The following is a 15,726-nucleotide window of genomic DNA, read 5'->3' as shown; positions in this document are numbered from 1 at the left end:
GGAGCCTCCGGAAGAACGGACGCGCGAGCGTCTCAGTAGAACCGGACGGGACCGGCCCGTCACAGCCGAAGAACGAGAGGCTCGCCCCCGAGGCGGGCAAGCGGGGTGGTACCGCGGCGGGCCGAGCCACATCGGCGTGTCGTCCTCGCGTGTCACTTTGACCGCGAGGAGCAGTGGAGATGGCCTACCCCAGGGCCGGCGCGAACGAGGTCCCGGCGCAGCCGTCCTTTCCGAACCTCGAGCAGGACGTGCTCGGGTACTGGAAGGACGACGAGACCTTCCAGGCGAGCATCGACCGCACCCCGGCCGGTGAGCACGGCGAGAACGAGTTCGTCTTCTACGACGGCCCGCCGTTCGCCAACGGCCTGCCGCACTACGGGCACCTGCTGACCGGCTACGTCAAGGACGTCGTGCCGCGCTACCAGACGATGCGCGGCAAGCACGTCGAGCGCCGGTTCGGCTGGGACACGCACGGCATGCCCGCCGAGTACGAGGCCGAGAAGCAGCTCGGCATCACGCAGAAGCACGAGATCGACGAGCTCGGCATCGAGAAGTTCAACGAGGCCTGCCGCACGTCCGTGCTGCAGTACACGGACCAGTGGCGCGAGTACGTGACGCGCCAGGCGCGCTGGGTCGACTTCGACAACGACTACAAGACGCTCGACCTCGACTACATGGAAAGCGTCATGTGGGCGTTCAAGGCCTTGTGGGACAAGGGCTTGATCTACGAGGGCTTCCGGGTGCTCTGGTACTGCTGGCGCTGCCAGACGCCGTTGTCCAACACCGAGACCAAGATGGACGACGCCTACCGGGACCGGCAGGACCCCGCGGTCACGGTCGCGCTGCGCCTCGAGTCCGGGGAGAAGGCCCTGGTCTGGACGACGACGCCGTGGACGCTGCCGAGCAACCTGGCCGCCGCCGTGCACTCCGACGTCGACTACGTGACGGTCGTCGGCTCCGACGGTGACAAGTACCTGCTGGCCGAGGCCCGTGTCGCGGCGTACGCGCGCGAACTGGGCGAGGAGCCCGAGGTCGTCGCCCGCTACAAGGGCTCGGACCTGGTCGGCAAGAAGTACCTGCCGCCGTTCGACTTCTTCGTCGGCCGCGAGAACGCGCACCAGGTGCTGGCCGCGGACTACGTGACCACCGACGACGGCACCGGCATCGTCCACATCGCGCCGGCGTTCGGTGAGGACGACAAGGTCGTGACGGACGCGGCGGGCATCGAGGTCGTCGTGCCGGTCGGGCCGGACGGCAAGTTCACCGCGGAAGTGGCGCCGTACCAGGGCGTGCACGTCTTCGAGGCGAACAAGCTGATCATCCGCGACCTCAAGGACGCGGGCCTGCTGCTGCGCCACGAGACCTACGACCACCCGTACCCGCACTGCTGGCGCTGCCAGAACCCGCTGATCCAGCGCGCGCTGTCGGCGTGGTTCGTCGCGGTCACGCAGTTCAAGGACCGGATGGTCGAGCTCAACCAGCAGATCAACTGGGTGCCCGGCCACATCAAGGACGGCCAGTTCGGCAAGTGGCTCGAGAACGCGCGCGACTGGAACATCTCGCGCAATCGGTACTGGGGCTCGCCGCTGCCCGTGTGGACCTCGGACAACCCCGAGTTCCCCCGCACGGACGTGTACGGGTCGCTGGACGAGCTGGAGCGCGACTTCGGCGTGCGCCCGGACAACCTGCACCGGCCGTTCATCGACGACCTGACGCGGCCGAACCCGGACGACCCGAGCGGGAAGTCCACGATGCGGCGCATCCCGGACGTGCTCGACTGCTGGTTCGAGTCGGGCTCGATGTCGTTCGCGCAGGTGCACTACCCGTTCGAGAACGCGGACTGGTTCGAGAACCACTACCCCGGCAACTTCATCGTCGAGTACAACGGGCAGACGCGTGGCTGGTTCTACACGCTGCACGTGCTCGCGACGGCGTTGTTCGACCGGCCCGCGTTCCGCGACTGCGTGGCGCACGGGATCGTGCTCGGTGACGACGGCCAGAAGATGTCCAAGTCGCTGAAGAACTACCCGGACGTCAACGAGGTCTTCGACCGCGACGGCTCGGACGCCATGCGCTGGTTCCTCATGGCGTCGCCGATCCTGCGCGGCGGTGACCTCGTGGTGACCGAGCGCGGCATCCGCGACGCGGTGCGCCAGGCGGTGCTGCCGCTGTGGAACTCCTGGTACTTCCTGGCGTTGTACTCCAACGCCTCCGGGAAGGAGGGCACGTGGCGCGTCGACTCGAAGAACGTGCTCGACCGGTACGCGCTGGCGAAGACGCACGACCTGGTGCGCGACGTCCAGGCGGCGATGGACGTCTACGACATCTCCGGTGCGTGCCAGCTGGTGCGCGAGTACCTGGAGGTGCTGACGAACTGGTACGTGCGCCGGTCGCGGCAGCGGTTCTGGGACGGCGAGCAGGACGCGATCGACACCCTGCACACCGTGCTGGAGGTCGTCACGCGCGTCACGGCGCCGTTGCTGCCGTACACGACCGAGGTCGTGTGGCGCGGGCTGACCGGTGGCCGTTCGGTGCACCTGACGGACTTCCCGTCGGTGTCGGACGTGCCGGCGGACGACGCGCTGGTGGCGGCGATGGACGAGGTGCGTGACGTCTGCTCGACGGCGTTGTCGCTGCGCAAGGCGAACAAGCTGCGCGTGCGGCTTCCGTTGGCGCGCTTGACGGTCGCGTCGCCGGTGGCGGGATCGCTGGAGGACTTCGCGGGCATCGTGCGCGACGAGGTCAACGTCAAGGAGGTGTCGCTGTCCACGGACGTCGACGCCTACGGGCAGTTCCAGCTGGTCGTCAACGCGCGGGCGGCCGGGCCGCGGCTCGGGCCGAACGTGCAGAAGGTCATCAAGGCCGTCAAGGCCGGCGACTGGTCCGAAGTGGACGGCAAGATCGTCGCCGCCGGGGTCGAGCTGTTCGAGGGTGAGTACGAACAGCGTTTGGTGGCAACGGATCCCGCTGCCACGGCGGCCCTGCCCGGTGGTGCCGGCGTCGTCGTGCTCGACACGGTGGTGTCGCCGGAACTGGAGGCAGAGGGTGTCGCGCGTGACCTGGTGCGCGTGGTGCAGCAGGCGCGCAAGGACGCCCAGCTCGACGTGTCCGACCGGATCACGCTGACGCTGGAGTTGCCGGACGCGGTGCGTTCCGCCGTGGAGCCGCACCTGCCGTTCGTGCAGGCGGAGACGCTGACGTCGTCGGTCGTCTTCGGTGCCGGTACGGCCGAGGGCACGGTCGGCGACGGGCTGAAGGTCAAGGTGGCCGTCGCGAAGGCTTGATCCCTCCGGGTGAACCGCGGGGCCGCCGTCTTCGGACGGCGGCCCCGCGTCGTGCTCGTACAGGAAAAGTGTCAGACCCCCTCGCTACGGTCGAACCAGGCCAAACAACTAGGGGGTTGCGATGGTTTTCACTGGGGGATGGCGCGTCTTCGCGGGCGCACTGATCCTGTCGGCCGGTGTGGTGGCGCCCGCCACCGCGGCGGCCGATCCAGCGGCCGATCCGGTCGCCGAGTGCAGATCGTGGGAGTACGTCGAACTGCCGGTGCCGCCCGCCGTGCAGAGCCACGGCGTGGTGTCGGCGGCCGGCTCGTTCGCCGTGGGCAGCGGGTCGTTGTGGTCGGGATCCGGCAGCACGGCGCTGGTGTGGAAGGACGGGCAGCTGATCGACCAGCTGTCGTCCTTCCGCAACCCGTCGTGGGCGCAGGACGTGAACTCGTCCGGTGTGGTGATCCTGACCGCGTGCCTGTTCCCGGCCGCCGCGCGGTGGCGGGCGGGTGTGCCGGACTCGGTGCAGGGGTTGCAGGGCCTGCCCGGCGAGTACCGGGTGGAGGCGCTGGACATCAACGAGCGCGGCGACGTGCTCGGGCGTTCGGACGGCAAGCCCGTGGTGTGGCCGGCGGATTCTGTTGTTCCCCAACGGGTTGCGGGCACGGACGCGTCGTGGCTGCCGGTGGGGGTCGCCGACGACGGTTCGGTGCTGGCCTCGTCGGGTGGTGTCGCGCACTGGATCCGTCCGTCCGGCGAGGCCGTCTCGCTCGGCAGCGCCCAGGTGAGCCGGGTGCGCGGCAACTACGCCGTGGGCGTGGCGGACTCGGCGGTCGTCAGGTGGGACGTGTCCGGCGCAGTGAGTGAGCCGTACGTCTTCGCCGCGGAGGCCCTGGCGGTGAACTCGCACGGTCACGTGCTCGGCAAGACCATCGGGGGCGACACCGGGATGTGGGCGGATCCCGGCACCCTGCGCATGACCTCCGGCGTGCCTGCGTACCCCTCGTTGACCGACGAGGGCGACATCTACGGCACGTCAGGCACGTCCCCGTTGCTGCTCAACTGCACCGGAGGTGCGTGATGAGGGCTCTGCTGATCGCGTCCGCGAGCGTGCTGAGCCTGCTGGCCCCGGTGTCGGCGTCCGCGGCCACCTGCACGTGGACGTCGACCGCGTTGCCGTTGCCGGAGGGCACCGGCTTCTCGATGATCAACGGTGCGGCGGTCGACGGCAGCTACGTGGTGGGCAAGGGCGTGGCAGCGCCGTGGCAGGAGGTGACCCTGCTGTGGCACAACGGTTCCGTCGAGTCGCAGCCGCTGGCGACCGGTGAGTTCGCGGCCGACGTCAACGCCTCGGGCACCGTCCTGGTCAACTCCTCGGTGGGCACCGCCCGCCGTGCGGGCGTGGGTCTGAACCCGTTACCGGGAGCCAACTACTCCTTCGCGGTGGCGCTGAACGACGCCGGCACGACGGTCGGCAACTCGGGTCGCGGGATGGCGATCTGGCCGGGCGACTCGGCTGACCCGCGTCCGGTCCCCGGCACCGGCGACGGCGCGCACTGGACCGTCGCCGGCATCGACGAGCAGGGCTGGGTGGCCGGGTGGCGTTCTGGTGCGGCCGATGAACCCACGCTGTCCTACGTCTGGGGCGAGACGGGTGAGCGGACTCTCTTGCGCCCGTTGCGCGGGCACAGCGAGACGAGGGTCCAGGGCATCCGCAACGGCCGGGTGGTCGGCTTCTCCGCGCAGGAGAACTGGGTGAACCCGGTCGGCGTGGAGTGGGACCTGCAGGGCGGAGTCGTGCGCGCCCTGGAAGGTTCGGCGGAGGCCACGCGCGTCACCTCGTCCGGCGACGTTCTCGGTCGCACGGCGGGAGACGAGCACTTACCCGGTCCGTACGCGGTCTGGCGCTCGACCGGCGAGTTCGACCAGCCTCCCGTGACCGCGAACTACGACGAGTTCGCGGACGACGGGTCGTTGTACGGCTGGTCGTACCGCGAGGGCACCTCCACGCCGCTTCACGCGCGCTGCGAGTGACCGTGCTGTGAGCGGGTGGGCTGTGCCCGTCGAGTGAACAACCGCCGCACCAGCCTGACCCAGGGCGACCACCGGGCCGGTGCGGCGGGTTCGCGGCCCGCCGCGCGTTCGCAGGCGTCGAACAGGTCTTCCAGGCACGCGTCGTGCAGCCATCTGATCGCCAGCGCCCAGCGCAGCCGGTCCACGAGGCCGAACCGGCCGATCAGCTCGTGCCGCAGCACCGTGCCGGACGCCGAGAGCGTGTGGCTGCCGGACATCCCGCTGAACTCGAAGGTGATCGACTCGCCGGGCACGAACTCCGTGCAGTGGTAGCGGATCGGGCCGTGGCCGCCGTCGGCGCCGACACCCAGCGGGCGGTCGAACTCCTGCTTGCCCCAGGCGGGTGGCCAGAGTTCCTGGATGCGCTCGACGAACGGGCCCGCGGGCACGCCGAGGTCGCGGGTGTGCACGTTCCTGATCATGAGATCCCCTTCCATACGCTGCCGTATGTCCTGAAACGTACGGTAGCGTATGGAACCGTGGTGCGGAGGAATCGCGACGACTGGACTGAGATAGCGCTGAGAGCGCTGGCGGAAGGCGGGCTGCAGGCGGTCGCGATCGAGCCGCTGGCGGCGCAGGCCGGAGCCACGAAAGGCAGCGTCTACCACCACTTCCCGAACCGCGAGGCGTTGCTGAGGGCGACGGTCGAGCGGTGGGAGCGGGAGCACACCGAGAAGGTCATCGAGCTGGTCGAGTCCGAGCGGACGCCGCAGGACAAGCTCAGGGTGCTCTTCTCGACGGTGCTCGACCGCGGCCGCAAGGGTTCGGTGGAGATGGCGTTGCAGGCGGGTGCGGAGAACGACGTGATCGCGCCGGTCCTGCGGCGCGTCACGGAGAAGCGGCTGAGCTACCTGACCGAGCTGTTCGAACAGCTCGGGTTCGACCTCGAGCACGCGAAGAAGCGCGCGCTGATCGCGTTCAGCGTCTACCTGGGCCAGGCGCAGATGTGGGTGAGCCTGCCCGGCCTCGTCGAACCCGTGCTCGACGAGGCCGTGCAGGTGCTCATCGCGAAATGATCAGGACTGCGAAGTGATCAGGCCGCCGTCGCCCACAACGCGTAGGCGATCACGTCCGCGTTGCGGTCGAGAGCCGTGACGTTGACGTTGGACGTGGTGTCGCAGGAGCGGTGGTAGCACCGGTCGAAGGCCTGGCCGGCCGTACCGCCCCACTTCGACGCCTGCGCCGAGGTCTTGGTCTGCTCGGCGCCGGTGAAGGTGCCACCGGTCGCGATGCCGACATCCGCGAATGCCGCGTGGTCGGACCGGCCGCCGACCTTGGTCAGTTCGGTCTGGACGCCGATCGAGGTGAAGCCGGCCTGCAGCCGCTGCTGCAGCGCCACCGAGCCGGGGGGCTGGCGGTCGTTGCCGTCGTAGACGAAGTAGCCGGGGTTCGGCGAGCCGGTCATGTCGAAGTTCAGGTACGCCTTGATCCTCGACTGCTCGGTGGCCGACAGGGAGCGCACGTAGGCCGACGAGCCGCGCAGGCCGAGTTCCTCGGCGCCCCACCAGCCGAACCGCACGTGCTTGGTGGGCTGGAAGTTCGTGGCCTTCATCTGGAGAGCGACCTCCAGGATCGACGCGGAGCCCGTGCCGTTGTCGTTGATGCCGGGGCCTGCCGTGACGCTGTCGAGGTGGCCACCCAGCATGATGACGTTGTTCGCGTCGCCGCCGGGGTAGTCGGCGATCAGGTTGTAGCCGGTGGCGCCGCCGTAGGTGAACGACTGCACGCGGGTGGTGAAGCCGGCCGCGTCGAGCTTGCTCTTCACCCAGTTGACCGAGGCCAGGTACCCCGGACGTCCGTGAGCGCGGTTGCCGCCGTTGGCACTCGCGATCGACTGGAACTGGTTGAGGTGTGCTTGGACGTTCGCGACGCTGATGTTCGGTGCTGCCAAGGCCGCAGGAGCGGCCGCTTGCGCCGTGGTCGCTCCGGTCACCATCAAGGCGGCCGCCAGCGCGATCAGGATCCTCATGGTTCAACTCCGTGCAGGGTTAGGGATTGAGCCACTGATCAACATGCTCCACCGCGCATGAGCCCGGTAGAGGCGATCGTCGGATTCGTCGGAATCGGTGGTGATCAACCAGAATGGTCCAGGTGGGTGACGTCACGGTCGTTCTTGGCATCGGCGCGGCCGTACTGCTGATCTCCGTGATCGCGGTGCGGGTGTCGACCCGCCTCGGCCTGCCCTCACTTCTGCTCTACCTCGGCATCGGCGTGGTCCTCGGCGAGTCCGTCGTCGGCATCAACTTCGACGACGCCGACCTCACGCAGTCCCTCGGCATCGCGGCGCTCGTGCTGATCCTCACCGAGGGCGGGATCACGACCCGGTGGAGCGCGGTGAAGTCCTCGCTGTGGCTGGGCGTCGCGCTGTCCACGGTCGCCGTCGCGGTGAGCGTCGCCGTGACCGGGACGGCGTTGCACTTCCTGCTGGGCCTCGACTGGCGGATGGCGTTGCTGTGGGGAGCGGTGCTGTCGTCCACCGACGCGGCCGCCGTCTTCAGCGTCCTGCGCTCGTTAGGTGTCGGCGCGCGGCTCACGGGTGCGCTCGAACTGGAGTCCGGTCTCAACGACGCGCCGGTCTTCATCGCCGTGGTGCTGCTGGCCTCCTCGGACCAGATCTCCTGGACCGCGCCGCTGCTGGTGATCTACGAACTGGGTGCGGGCGCGCTCGTCGGCGTCGTGCTCGGCTATCTCGGTGGAGCCGGACTGAGACGCGCGGCGCTGCCCTCCACCGGTCTGTACCCGCTCGCCACGGTGGCGGTGTGCGTGATGGCCTACACGGCCGGCGATCTCGTGCACGCCTCCGGATTCCTCGCCACGTACGTCGCCGCGCTGGTCCTCGGCAACGCCCGCCTGCCGCACCGCGCCGACACCCTCTCGTTCGCGGAAGGCCTCGGCTGGCTCGCCCAGATCGGGCTCTTCGTCCTGCTCGGCCTCTACGCCTCGCCGTCGCGACTGCTCGACGTGCTGTTCCCCGCGCTGGTCGCGGGTGTGGTGCTGACGTTCGTCGGCCGGCCGTTGTCGGTGGTCCTCGCCTCGCTGCCGTTCAAGGTGCCGTGGCGGGAACAGGCGTTCCTCTCCTGGTCCGGGCTGCGCGGCGCCGTGCCGATCGTGTTCGCGCTGATCCCGTTGATCCAGGGGGTCGAGGGCGCCCGCGAACTGGTCGACGTGGTGTTCGTGCTGGTCGTCGTGCTGACGGTGGTGCAGGGCACGACGCTGCCGTTCCTCGCGCGGCGCCTCGGGCTCGTGAAGACGGGGGAGGCGCAGGAGGTCCAGGTCGACTCCTCGCCGCTCGACGAGCTCGGTGCCGAACTGCTGCAGGTGCACATCCAGCGCGGGTCGAAGCTGCACGGCGTCTACATGACCGAGCTGCGGCTGCCCGTCGGCGCCACAGTGAGCCTCGTGGTGCGCTCGGGAAAGAGTTTCACGCCACAACCGACGACCCGGCTGCAGACCGACGACCAGTTGCTCATCGTCACCACCGAAGAGGCGCGCGATGCCGCTGAGCGGCGGGTTCGTGCCGTCGACAGGGCCGGTCGTTACGCCCGGTGGAAGGGCGAGACCGGCGATTAGTCGGTCGCCGACGCTTCCCAGCATGTGAATCGGGTGTCGACGGACGCGTCACCCTCCGCTAACGTCGTCGGCAGGTCATGAGAGCCAGCGTCAAGCCCAAGCTTGCTGGCCGGCAACCCTCCAACCGCGGTGGGGTGCCCTTGGTGAGGACCTGGTCCGGCGCGTGGGGCGCCGGTCAAGCGCGGGCCTTCGCACGACGGGGCCCCTGGCCTCGGAGGCACCTCGATGACGCTCGCGATCACCCCCGGCACCGCTACCGCTGTTCCTGCTGTCGTCGGCGCTGACCTGAGGGTTCCGCTCGTCACCGGAGAGCGCGTCACCTACGCCAACCTCGACCACGCGGCATCGGCGCCCTGTCTTCAGGAGGTGCGCGACGCCGTCGACGAGCTGCTGCCCTGGTACGCCAGCGTGCACCGCGGCGCCGGGTTCGCCTCGCAGGTCTCCACCCGCGTCTACGAGCAGGCCCGCGACCGCATCCGCCGGTTCGTCGGGGCGCACTCCTCCGACGCCGTCGTCTTCACCCGCAACACCACCGATTCGCTGAACCTGTTGGCGCGCAGCGTTCCCAAGAACACCGCCGTCGTCCTGTTCGACAGCGAGCACCACGCGGCCCTGCTGCCGTGGCGCGGGCCGAACGTTCAGCGCATCGCTGCCCCGTCTTCGTCCGGTGCTGCGCTCGTCGCACTGGACCGGGCCCTCGCCGCCGCCCCGGTCGGCCCTCGGCTCGTGATCGTCACCGGGGCGTCCAACGTCACGGGGGAGCTGTGGCCGGTCGCCGAGCTCGCGAAGGTCGCCCGCCGCCACGGCGCGCGGATCGCGCTCGACGCGGCCCAGCTCGCCCCGCACCGCCCGATCAACGCCCGTGAGCTGGGTGTCGACTACATCGCGTTCTCCGGCCACAAGATCTACGCGCCGTTCGGCGCCGGTGTGCTGGTCGGCCGCGCGGACTGGCTGCAGCAGGCCCAGCCGTACCTGGTCGGCGGCGGTGCCACGTCGAAGGTGACCGACCACGGCGACCGCCTCGGTGTGGCCTGGTCCGCGGTGCCCGAGCGGCACGAGGCCGGCAGCCCGAACGTCGTCGGCGTGCACGCGCTGGCCGCGGCCTGCGAGATCCTGTCGCGGCACTGGGAGCAGACCGTCGCGCACGAGCAGGAGCTGCTGGCGCGCCTGCAGGACGGGCTGCGCACCGTCCCCGGCTTCCGCGAGCTCTCGATCCTGACCGACGCGGACAAGGTCGGTGTCGTGAGCTTCACGATCTCCGGCTTCGACGCGGGCTTCCTCGCGGCGGCGCTGTCCGCCGAGTACGGCATCGGCGTGCGCGACGGGGCGTTCTGCGCCCACGTGATCGTGGGCCGCCTCGTCAAGCAGGCCGGATCGCACGAGGAACGCGCCGTGCGCGCGTCGATCGGCCTCGGCACGACCGCCGAGCACGTGGACCGTTTGGTCGCCGCGCTGCGCACTCTCGTCACCGAAGGTCCGAAGTGGACCTACGAGCAGCGCGACGGCCGGTGGGTTCCGCAGGACGACAACCGAACCCTGCCGCCGTTCCTCGCGTAGTCCCTGTAGTGGACAATGACCTGGTGAGTGACGAGTCCAAGGCTGCGGAGAAGCTCTCCGGCGATGTCGCTGACAAGCCGGTGGAAGCGCAGGTCAGCGAGCCGGAGACGGTCGCTGTGCCCACGCTCGACGAGCCTGGCGCGGAGAAGAAGTCCGAGGAGGAGCCGGAGGAGTCCGAGGCGAAGTCCGAGGACGACGACGAGTTCTCCATCTCGGGCTCGATCTCCGGTTCGCTGCCGGAGCCGAAGACGAAGATCCTCGCGCTGCTCGCGGGCGGCGTGCTGGCCCTGGACGTGCTCACCAAGGTCGTGTCCGTGGCGTTCCTCGAGGGTGCCGACCCGATCAAGCTGTTCGGCGGCGTGCTCTACCTGACGTTCGTGCGCAACCCCGGCGCCGCGTTCGGCCTGGCCGAGGGGCAGACGTGGATCCTGGCGCTGATCGCGCTGGGCGTCGCGGGGTTCATCTTCTGGATCTCGCGCAACCTCCGCTCCGAGCGGTGGGCCGTCGGTCTGGGCCTGGTGCTCGGAGGCGCTGTCGGCAACCTGGCCGACCGCCTCTTCCGCGAGCCGGGCCCGATGCGCGGCCACGTGGTCGACTTCCTGTCGCTGTTCGACCCGTACGGCCAGGTGTGGCCCGTTTTCAACGTCGCGGACATGGCGATCGTGGGCGGTGGCGCGACGATCATCATCCTGGCGCTCCTGCAGCACGACTACGACGGGACCGTCCACAAGGAAGACCCCGTGCCCCTCGTGGAGACGGACGGTCTGGCGGAACCGAAGTAGCTGCTCCTGGTAGGTTCAGCGGGTTCTGCAAGGAGAAGAAGGTCGAGGCCCCCCGCGTGAGCGGATACCGAACGCTGCCGATTCCCGACGGTCTGGACGGCATGCGCGTCGACGCCGGCCTCGCGAAGCTGCTCGGCCTGTCCCGCACCGTCATCGCGGCGATCACCGACGCCGACGAGGTGCTGATCGACGGCCGTGTCGTCGGCAAGTCCGACCGGCTGATCGCCGGATCGATGCTCGAGATCACCCTGCCTGCCCCGCCGCAGCCGGTCACCGTCCAGGCGATCCCCGTCGAGGGCCTGATCATCATCCACGAGGACGACGACATCATCGTCGTGGACAAGCCCGTCGGTGTCGCCGTGCACCCGTCGCCCGGCTGGACCGGCCCGACCGTCGTGGGCGGGCTCGCCGCCGCCGGTCACCGGGTCGCCACGTCCGGTGCCGCCGAGCGCCAGGGCGTCGTGCACCGGCTCGACGTCGGCACGACCGGCGTGATGGTGGTCGCGAAGTCCGAGTCCGCGTACTCGGCCTTGAAGCACGCCTTCAAGGAGCGGACCGTCGACAAGGTCTACCACGCGGTCGTGCAGGGCCACCCGGACCCGATCAAGGGCACCATCGACGCGCCCATCGACCGGCACCCCAAGCACGACTACAAGTTCGCCGTGATGCAGGACGGCAAGCCGTCGATCACGCACTACGAGGTGATCGAGGCGTTCCGCGCGGCGTCGTTCGTCGAGGTGCACCTGGAGACCGGGCGCACGCACCAGATCCGCGTGCACTTCTCGGCGCTGCACCACCCGTGCGTGGGCGACCTGACGTACGGGGCCGACCCGACGCTGGCCAAGCGTCTCGGCGTGACGCGGCAGTGGCTGCACGCGCGCCAGCTCGGTTTCCACCACCCGGCGGACGGCCAGTGGGTCTCGTACACCTCGGAGTACCCCGCTGACCTGGCCACGAGCCTGGAAAAGCTGCGCGAAGAAGGCTGATTGCGTCTGGGTAAATCGCCGGTTAGCTACGTTGCGCTTGATGTTAACCGGCTTGCTCAATAGCGTTCTCGGCATGCACCTGACAATCCTCGCAGCCACCGGCCGGACCGGTCTCGCCCTCACCCGCCAGGCGTTGGAGCGGGGCCACACCGTCACCGCGATCGCCCGTGATCCGCAGCGGATCGCCCTCGACCACCCGAATCTGCGCAAGGTCGCCGGGGACGTGAGCGGTCCGTTGAGCATCGACGCGGACTCCGTCGTCCTGTCCGGCCTCGGCACGGACCGTGCGGGAGTCCTGCTCGACGGCGCCAAGGCCGTCGTCGCCGCGGGCCCGCGCCGGATCATCTGGCTGGGCGCGTACGGAACGGGCGCGTCCGCCGAGGCGGCGGGCGAGGGCGCCGCGGTGCTCTGGAAGGTGATGGGCGACCGGATCCCGGACAAGATCGCGGCCGACAACGCCGTGCTCGCCGCCGGTGGCACCGTCTTCCACGCCGGGGTGCTCAGCGACGACCCCGCGAGCCCTGTTCGCACGGTCGGCCTGGACGACGCGCCGCAGTTCGACCTCACCGCGAAGGTCAGCCGCGAGACGGTGGCCGCCGCGATGCTCGACGAGGCCGAGACGCCGCGCTTTCCCGGCGTCGTCGCGCTGCCGCTACCGGGCTAGGACCTCGGCGAGAGTCGCCCGCACCTGGTCGCGCAGCCACGCGTGGGCGAGGTCGGAGTCGTAGCGCTGGTGCCAGTTGCAGTTGATCGACGCCTCCGGCGACTCGGTCGGCAACGGGCGAATGACCAGCCCGAACGCCTCGATCAACGGGCGGCAGAGGATCACCGTGGTGGTGACCAGCGCGTCGCTCGCGGCCGCGATCTGCATCGCGGAGTGCACCGTGGCCACGGAAGCGATCACGTTGCGCCGCAAGCCTTCCGCTGCCAGCAGGTCGTCGATCGGCGCGGTCAGCCGCCCCCGCCGCGAAACCACCACGTGCGGATAGGCGGCATAGGCCCGCAGGTCCAGTTCGGTGCACGGGTGGCCGGACCGCATGACCACGGCGAGCGGGTCGGTGCCGAGCGACTCCGAACGGAACTCGGCGAGGTCGGGCGTGCCGCCGCCGAGCTCCAGGTCGACCCGGCCGTGCCGCAGGTCGTCGGTGTCGGCGGAGTGCTCGGCGAGCACCCGCAGCCGCACACCGGGTGCCTGCCCGGCGATCCGGCCGACCAACGCCGGCACCACCGACGAGGTGAGGGCGTCGTGGCACTGGATCGTGAACGTGCGGTCGAGTCCGGCGAGGTCCAGCTCACGGCTCGGCGCCAGCACGGCGTTGGCCTCCCGCACCAGCCGGCGCACCTCCTCGGCGATCCCGAGGGCGTACGGCGTGGGCGTCATGGTGTGGCCCGTCCGCACCAGGATGTCGTCGCCGGTCACCTTCCTGATCCGCCCGAGCGTCCGGCTGACCGCGGGCGACGACAGGTGCAGCCGCTGCGCAGCCCCCATCACGCTGCCCTCTTCGAGCAGGGCGTCCAGCACGGTCAACAGGTTCAGATCCGCTTGCATAACAGTCAATCTTGGAGGAAGCCATGCTCGCTGCCACAACCGCCGCCGTCCGCCGCGCCGGAGCACGGATGCTGAAGCGCTACTCGACCGAGTCCCGCACGTCCTCTCTCGCGGAACTCGTCGCAGCCGTCCAGGCCAACGACGCCGCAGTGGTCGACCTGCTCAGGCCCGAACTGGAGGCCATCCGCCCGGAGGCGCGCTGGCTCGACGACGAACACGGCTCCGGCCCGCTCGACTCCGGCGAGTGGTGGCTGGTCGACCCGGTCGGCGGCAACATGAACGCCGTCCAGGGCATGACCGACTGGAACATCGGCGTGAGCCTGGTCCGCGACGGCCGCCCGGTGCTCGCGGTCGTCTACTTCCCGCTGTTCGACGAGATGTTCACGGCCGCGGAGGGCGGCGGCGCGTTCCTCAACGGCGTCCGGCTGAAGGTCTCGGACAAGACCTCGCTGGACGGCGCGCTGGCCGGCACCGGCCAGGCCCAGCCGGGTCAGGGACCGGAGATGGCCGACCGGGTCGGTGTCTCCTACGCCGCGATGGCGAAGCAAGCGCTCTACGTCCGGATCTCGGTGCCGGTGACCCACCAGCTCGCCATGGTCGCCGCAGGACGGATGGACCTGCACTGGCAGTACGACAACGTGCGCGCGCACGCGTCCGGTGTGCTGCTCGTGCAGGAGGCGGGCGGTGTCGTCACCGATCTCGACGGCAAGCCGTGGGAACTGACCAGCCGTGAGTACCTGGCCGCCGCACCGGGAGTGCACGCGGCCGCGCTGGCCCTGCTCTAGGGCGTGTATCGAATTCTGGTCCGACTCTCATCGAACCAGAATTCGATACACGCCCTAGTCCTCGACGGTCCAGACCAGGGTGTTCAGGTCGACCTCCGGGCGCACGCTCCAGCGGACCTGGATCACCTGGGTCTCGTCCGGCAGCACGAACACGCTGTGCCCGCCCGCCGTCTCGCCCGGCTGCACGCCGAGCTTGTGGGCGGGCCGAGAGGACAGCGACACGGGCGCCTTCGTCACGGTCTCGCCGGTCTTGGTCACCAGCACCAGGTACATGTCCGGCAGCGAGGTGTACGGGATCTGCGAGGTGTTCGTCACCTCGGTGTGCACGACCACGGCCCGTTCGCCCTCGGCGAGCTTGTAACCGGCCGCGGTGAACAGGAAGTCCGCCGGGTCGACGACCTCGACCAGCTGGATCGTGAGGCGGGCGCCCTCGAGGCTGTCGGCCTCCAGCGCCGTGCCGATCTTGCCGGTGCGCGAGACGACGGGCTTGGGCTGCGGCTGGTCGGCGCGCACCCAGCCGGCTGACTGCGGCGGGCCCCAGGTGGCCTGGGGCGGCGGCTGCTGGGCGGGGAACGGCTGGCTGACCGGACCCTGGGGGCCGTACTGCTGCTGGACCGGGTGGGGACCGCTCTGGTGCACCGCGTACGGACCGGACGGCGGGCCGCCCATGTAGTTGCCGTAGGCGGCGGCGTTGGCCAGGGCCCTGCGCACACCGTTCGGGTCGCACTCCACACCCACCAGCAACGGCAGGCCGCTGCCCGAGAGCGTGATCAGGCGCATGGCGGCTTCGCGCGGGTCCATGCCCAGGCGCTGGGCGATCTCGTGCACGGCGGCGCGGCCCGACTCGGCGAGAACGGCGAGCAGGCGAGCGTCTACGGGATCGGGGGCCACCACGCTTTGAACGCTACCCGGAGGTGTGGATCTACGCGCCACCGCCTACCGGATCGAGATCAAGGCAACGTGCGCTGCCGTGCGCGAAATGCGTCCGCAGAAGTCGTAGAATGCCCGGCCTCGCGGGGCAAAAGATCTTGAAATCCTGGCGGCGGGGTGGCGTGCTCTCATCGCGCCCTGTCGGCTAGTCTCGACGAGCGCCAGGGGCCTTCCCATTGCCCTCATTCGCGCTGAAACGCTTGCTATACAAGGGGGTTGCCCGTG

The 15,726-nt window shown here is 69.8% G+C and carries 14 protein-coding genes and 1 riboswitch; of the genes, 10 read left to right on the top strand and 4 right to left on the bottom strand.

Annotated features, from left to right (window positions below):
- The first annotated feature begins 179 nt into the window (after positions 1 to 179).
- From ileS to ACSHWB_RS04755, 3 genes are all read left to right on the top strand, one after another.
- Positions 180 to 3,284: an isoleucine--tRNA ligase gene (ileS, locus tag ACSHWB_RS04765; protein WP_439660868.1), complete on the top strand. Its 3,105-nt coding sequence runs from the start codon at positions 180 to 182 to the stop codon at positions 3,282 to 3,284.
- A gap of 121 nt (positions 3,285 to 3,405) precedes the next feature.
- Positions 3,406 to 4,350: a hypothetical protein gene (locus ACSHWB_RS04760; RefSeq protein ID WP_439660867.1), complete on the top strand. Its 945-nt coding sequence runs from the start codon at positions 3,406 to 3,408 to the stop codon at positions 4,348 to 4,350.
- Complete coding sequence (locus ACSHWB_RS04755; protein WP_439660866.1) at positions 4,350 to 5,303, top strand: hypothetical protein; 954 nt, start codon at positions 4,350 to 4,352, stop codon at positions 5,301 to 5,303. Before ACSHWB_RS04760 ends, ACSHWB_RS04755 begins: the two co-directional genes overlap by 1 nt.
- Here the strand turns inward: ACSHWB_RS04755 and ACSHWB_RS04750 are convergent.
- Complete coding sequence (locus tag ACSHWB_RS04750; protein ID WP_439660865.1) at positions 5,285 to 5,764, bottom strand: SRPBCC family protein; 480 nt, start codon at positions 5,762 to 5,764, stop codon at positions 5,285 to 5,287. The genes ACSHWB_RS04755 and ACSHWB_RS04750 overlap by 19 nt on opposite strands.
- Positions 5,765 to 5,821: 57 nt before the next feature.
- Here ACSHWB_RS04750 and ACSHWB_RS04745 point away from each other — a divergent pair, with 57 nt between their 5' ends.
- The gene (locus ACSHWB_RS04745) at positions 5,822 to 6,358 is read left to right on the top strand and encodes a TetR/AcrR family transcriptional regulator (protein ID WP_439660864.1); all 537 of its coding nucleotides are present in this window, start codon (positions 5,822 to 5,824) and stop codon (positions 6,356 to 6,358) included.
- A 17-nt stretch (positions 6,359 to 6,375) separates the two neighbouring features.
- On the opposite strand, the gene ACSHWB_RS04740 is transcribed toward ACSHWB_RS04745, so the two are convergent.
- Positions 6,376 to 7,311 carry a M28 family metallopeptidase gene (locus tag ACSHWB_RS04740; protein WP_439660863.1) on the bottom strand — a complete coding sequence of 312 codons (936 nt, stop codon included), beginning with the start codon at positions 7,309 to 7,311 and terminating at the stop codon, positions 6,376 to 6,378.
- Positions 7,312 to 7,433: 122 nt separating this feature from the next.
- Here ACSHWB_RS04740 and ACSHWB_RS04735 point away from each other — a divergent pair, with 122 nt between their 5' ends.
- The 5 genes from ACSHWB_RS04735 (at position 7,434) to ACSHWB_RS04715 (ending at position 12,901) form a co-directional block, all read left to right on the top strand.
- On the top strand, positions 7,434 to 8,912 hold the full coding sequence (locus ACSHWB_RS04735) for a potassium/proton antiporter (RefSeq protein WP_439660862.1): 1,479 nt from the start codon (positions 7,434 to 7,436) through the stop codon (positions 8,910 to 8,912).
- 73 nt (positions 8,913 to 8,985) lie between these two features.
- Positions 8,986 to 9,100: riboswitch (SAM riboswitch) on the top strand.
- Between the two features lie 37 nt (positions 9,101 to 9,137).
- Positions 9,138 to 10,469 carry an aminotransferase class V-fold PLP-dependent enzyme gene (locus ACSHWB_RS04730; protein WP_439660861.1) on the top strand — a complete coding sequence of 444 codons (1,332 nt, stop codon included), beginning with the start codon at positions 9,138 to 9,140 and terminating at the stop codon, positions 10,467 to 10,469.
- Between the two features lie 23 nt (positions 10,470 to 10,492).
- The gene (lspA, locus tag ACSHWB_RS04725) at positions 10,493 to 11,251 is read left to right on the top strand and encodes a signal peptidase II (RefSeq protein ID WP_439660860.1); all 759 of its coding nucleotides are present in this window, start codon (positions 10,493 to 10,495) and stop codon (positions 11,249 to 11,251) included.
- Between the two features lie 101 nt (positions 11,252 to 11,352).
- On the top strand, positions 11,353 to 12,237 hold the full coding sequence (locus ACSHWB_RS04720) for an RluA family pseudouridine synthase (protein WP_439664518.1): 885 nt from the start codon (positions 11,353 to 11,355) through the stop codon (positions 12,235 to 12,237).
- 73 nt (positions 12,238 to 12,310) lie between these two features.
- A complete protein-coding gene (locus ACSHWB_RS04715) occupies positions 12,311 to 12,901 on the top strand; it encodes an NAD(P)-dependent oxidoreductase (RefSeq protein WP_439660859.1) in 591 nt (196 codons plus the stop codon).
- Here ACSHWB_RS04715 and ACSHWB_RS04710 read toward each other — a convergent pair.
- Positions 12,890 to 13,786: a LysR family transcriptional regulator gene (locus tag ACSHWB_RS04710; protein WP_439660858.1), complete on the bottom strand. Its 897-nt coding sequence runs from the start codon at positions 13,784 to 13,786 to the stop codon at positions 12,890 to 12,892. The two genes, ACSHWB_RS04715 and ACSHWB_RS04710, sit on opposite strands and share 12 nt — an antisense overlap.
- Before the next feature lie 23 nt (positions 13,787 to 13,809).
- Between ACSHWB_RS04710 and ACSHWB_RS04705 the strand changes: the two genes are divergently transcribed.
- Entirely contained in the window at positions 13,810 to 14,571 is a 762-nt protein-coding gene (locus ACSHWB_RS04705; RefSeq protein WP_439660857.1) for an inositol monophosphatase family protein, read from the top strand.
- 54 nt (positions 14,572 to 14,625) lie between these two features.
- Here the strand turns inward: ACSHWB_RS04705 and ACSHWB_RS04700 are convergent, their stop codons facing one another.
- A complete protein-coding gene (locus tag ACSHWB_RS04700) occupies positions 14,626 to 15,465 on the bottom strand; it encodes an AsnC family protein (RefSeq protein WP_439660856.1) in 840 nt (279 codons plus the stop codon).
- Between the last annotated feature and the right edge of the window lie 261 nt (positions 15,466 to 15,726).

The organism is Lentzea sp. HUAS TT2 (assembly GCF_051853195.1).
In the GTDB taxonomy this organism is placed as follows: Bacteria; Actinomycetota; Actinomycetes; order Mycobacteriales; family Pseudonocardiaceae; genus Lentzea.
This window is presented reverse-complemented; position numbering and strand designations above follow the sequence as displayed.

What these genes read in the sequence shown, in the direction of transcription:
- ACSHWB_RS04760 (WP_439660867.1), top strand. Translation starts at nt 3,406, where the DNA reads ATGGTTTTCACTGGGGGATGGCGCGTCTTCGCGGGCGCACTGATCCTG.
- ACSHWB_RS04715 (WP_439660859.1), top strand. Translation starts at nt 12,311, where the DNA reads ATGCACCTGACAATCCTCGCAGCCACCGGCCGGACCGGTCTCGCCCTC.
- ACSHWB_RS04720 (WP_439664518.1), top strand. Translation starts at nt 11,353, where the DNA reads ATGCGCGTCGACGCCGGCCTCGCGAAGCTGCTCGGCCTGTCCCGCACC.
- ACSHWB_RS04740 (WP_439660863.1), bottom strand. Translation starts at nt 7,311, where the DNA reads ATGAGGATCCTGATCGCGCTGGCGGCCGCCTTGATGGTGACCGGAGCG.
- ACSHWB_RS04755 (WP_439660866.1), top strand. Translation starts at nt 4,350, where the DNA reads ATGAGGGCTCTGCTGATCGCGTCCGCGAGCGTGCTGAGCCTGCTGGCC.
- ACSHWB_RS04730 (WP_439660861.1), top strand. Translation starts at nt 9,138, where the DNA reads ATGACGCTCGCGATCACCCCCGGCACCGCTACCGCTGTTCCTGCTGTC.
- ACSHWB_RS04710 (WP_439660858.1), bottom strand. Translation starts at nt 13,786, where the DNA reads ATGCAAGCGGATCTGAACCTGTTGACCGTGCTGGACGCCCTGCTCGAA.
- ACSHWB_RS04705 (WP_439660857.1), top strand. Translation starts at nt 13,810, where the DNA reads ATGCTCGCTGCCACAACCGCCGCCGTCCGCCGCGCCGGAGCACGGATG.
- ACSHWB_RS04750 (WP_439660865.1), bottom strand. Translation starts at nt 5,764, where the DNA reads ATGATCAGGAACGTGCACACCCGCGACCTCGGCGTGCCCGCGGGCCCG.
- ileS (WP_439660868.1), top strand. Translation starts at nt 180, where the DNA reads ATGGCCTACCCCAGGGCCGGCGCGAACGAGGTCCCGGCGCAGCCGTCC.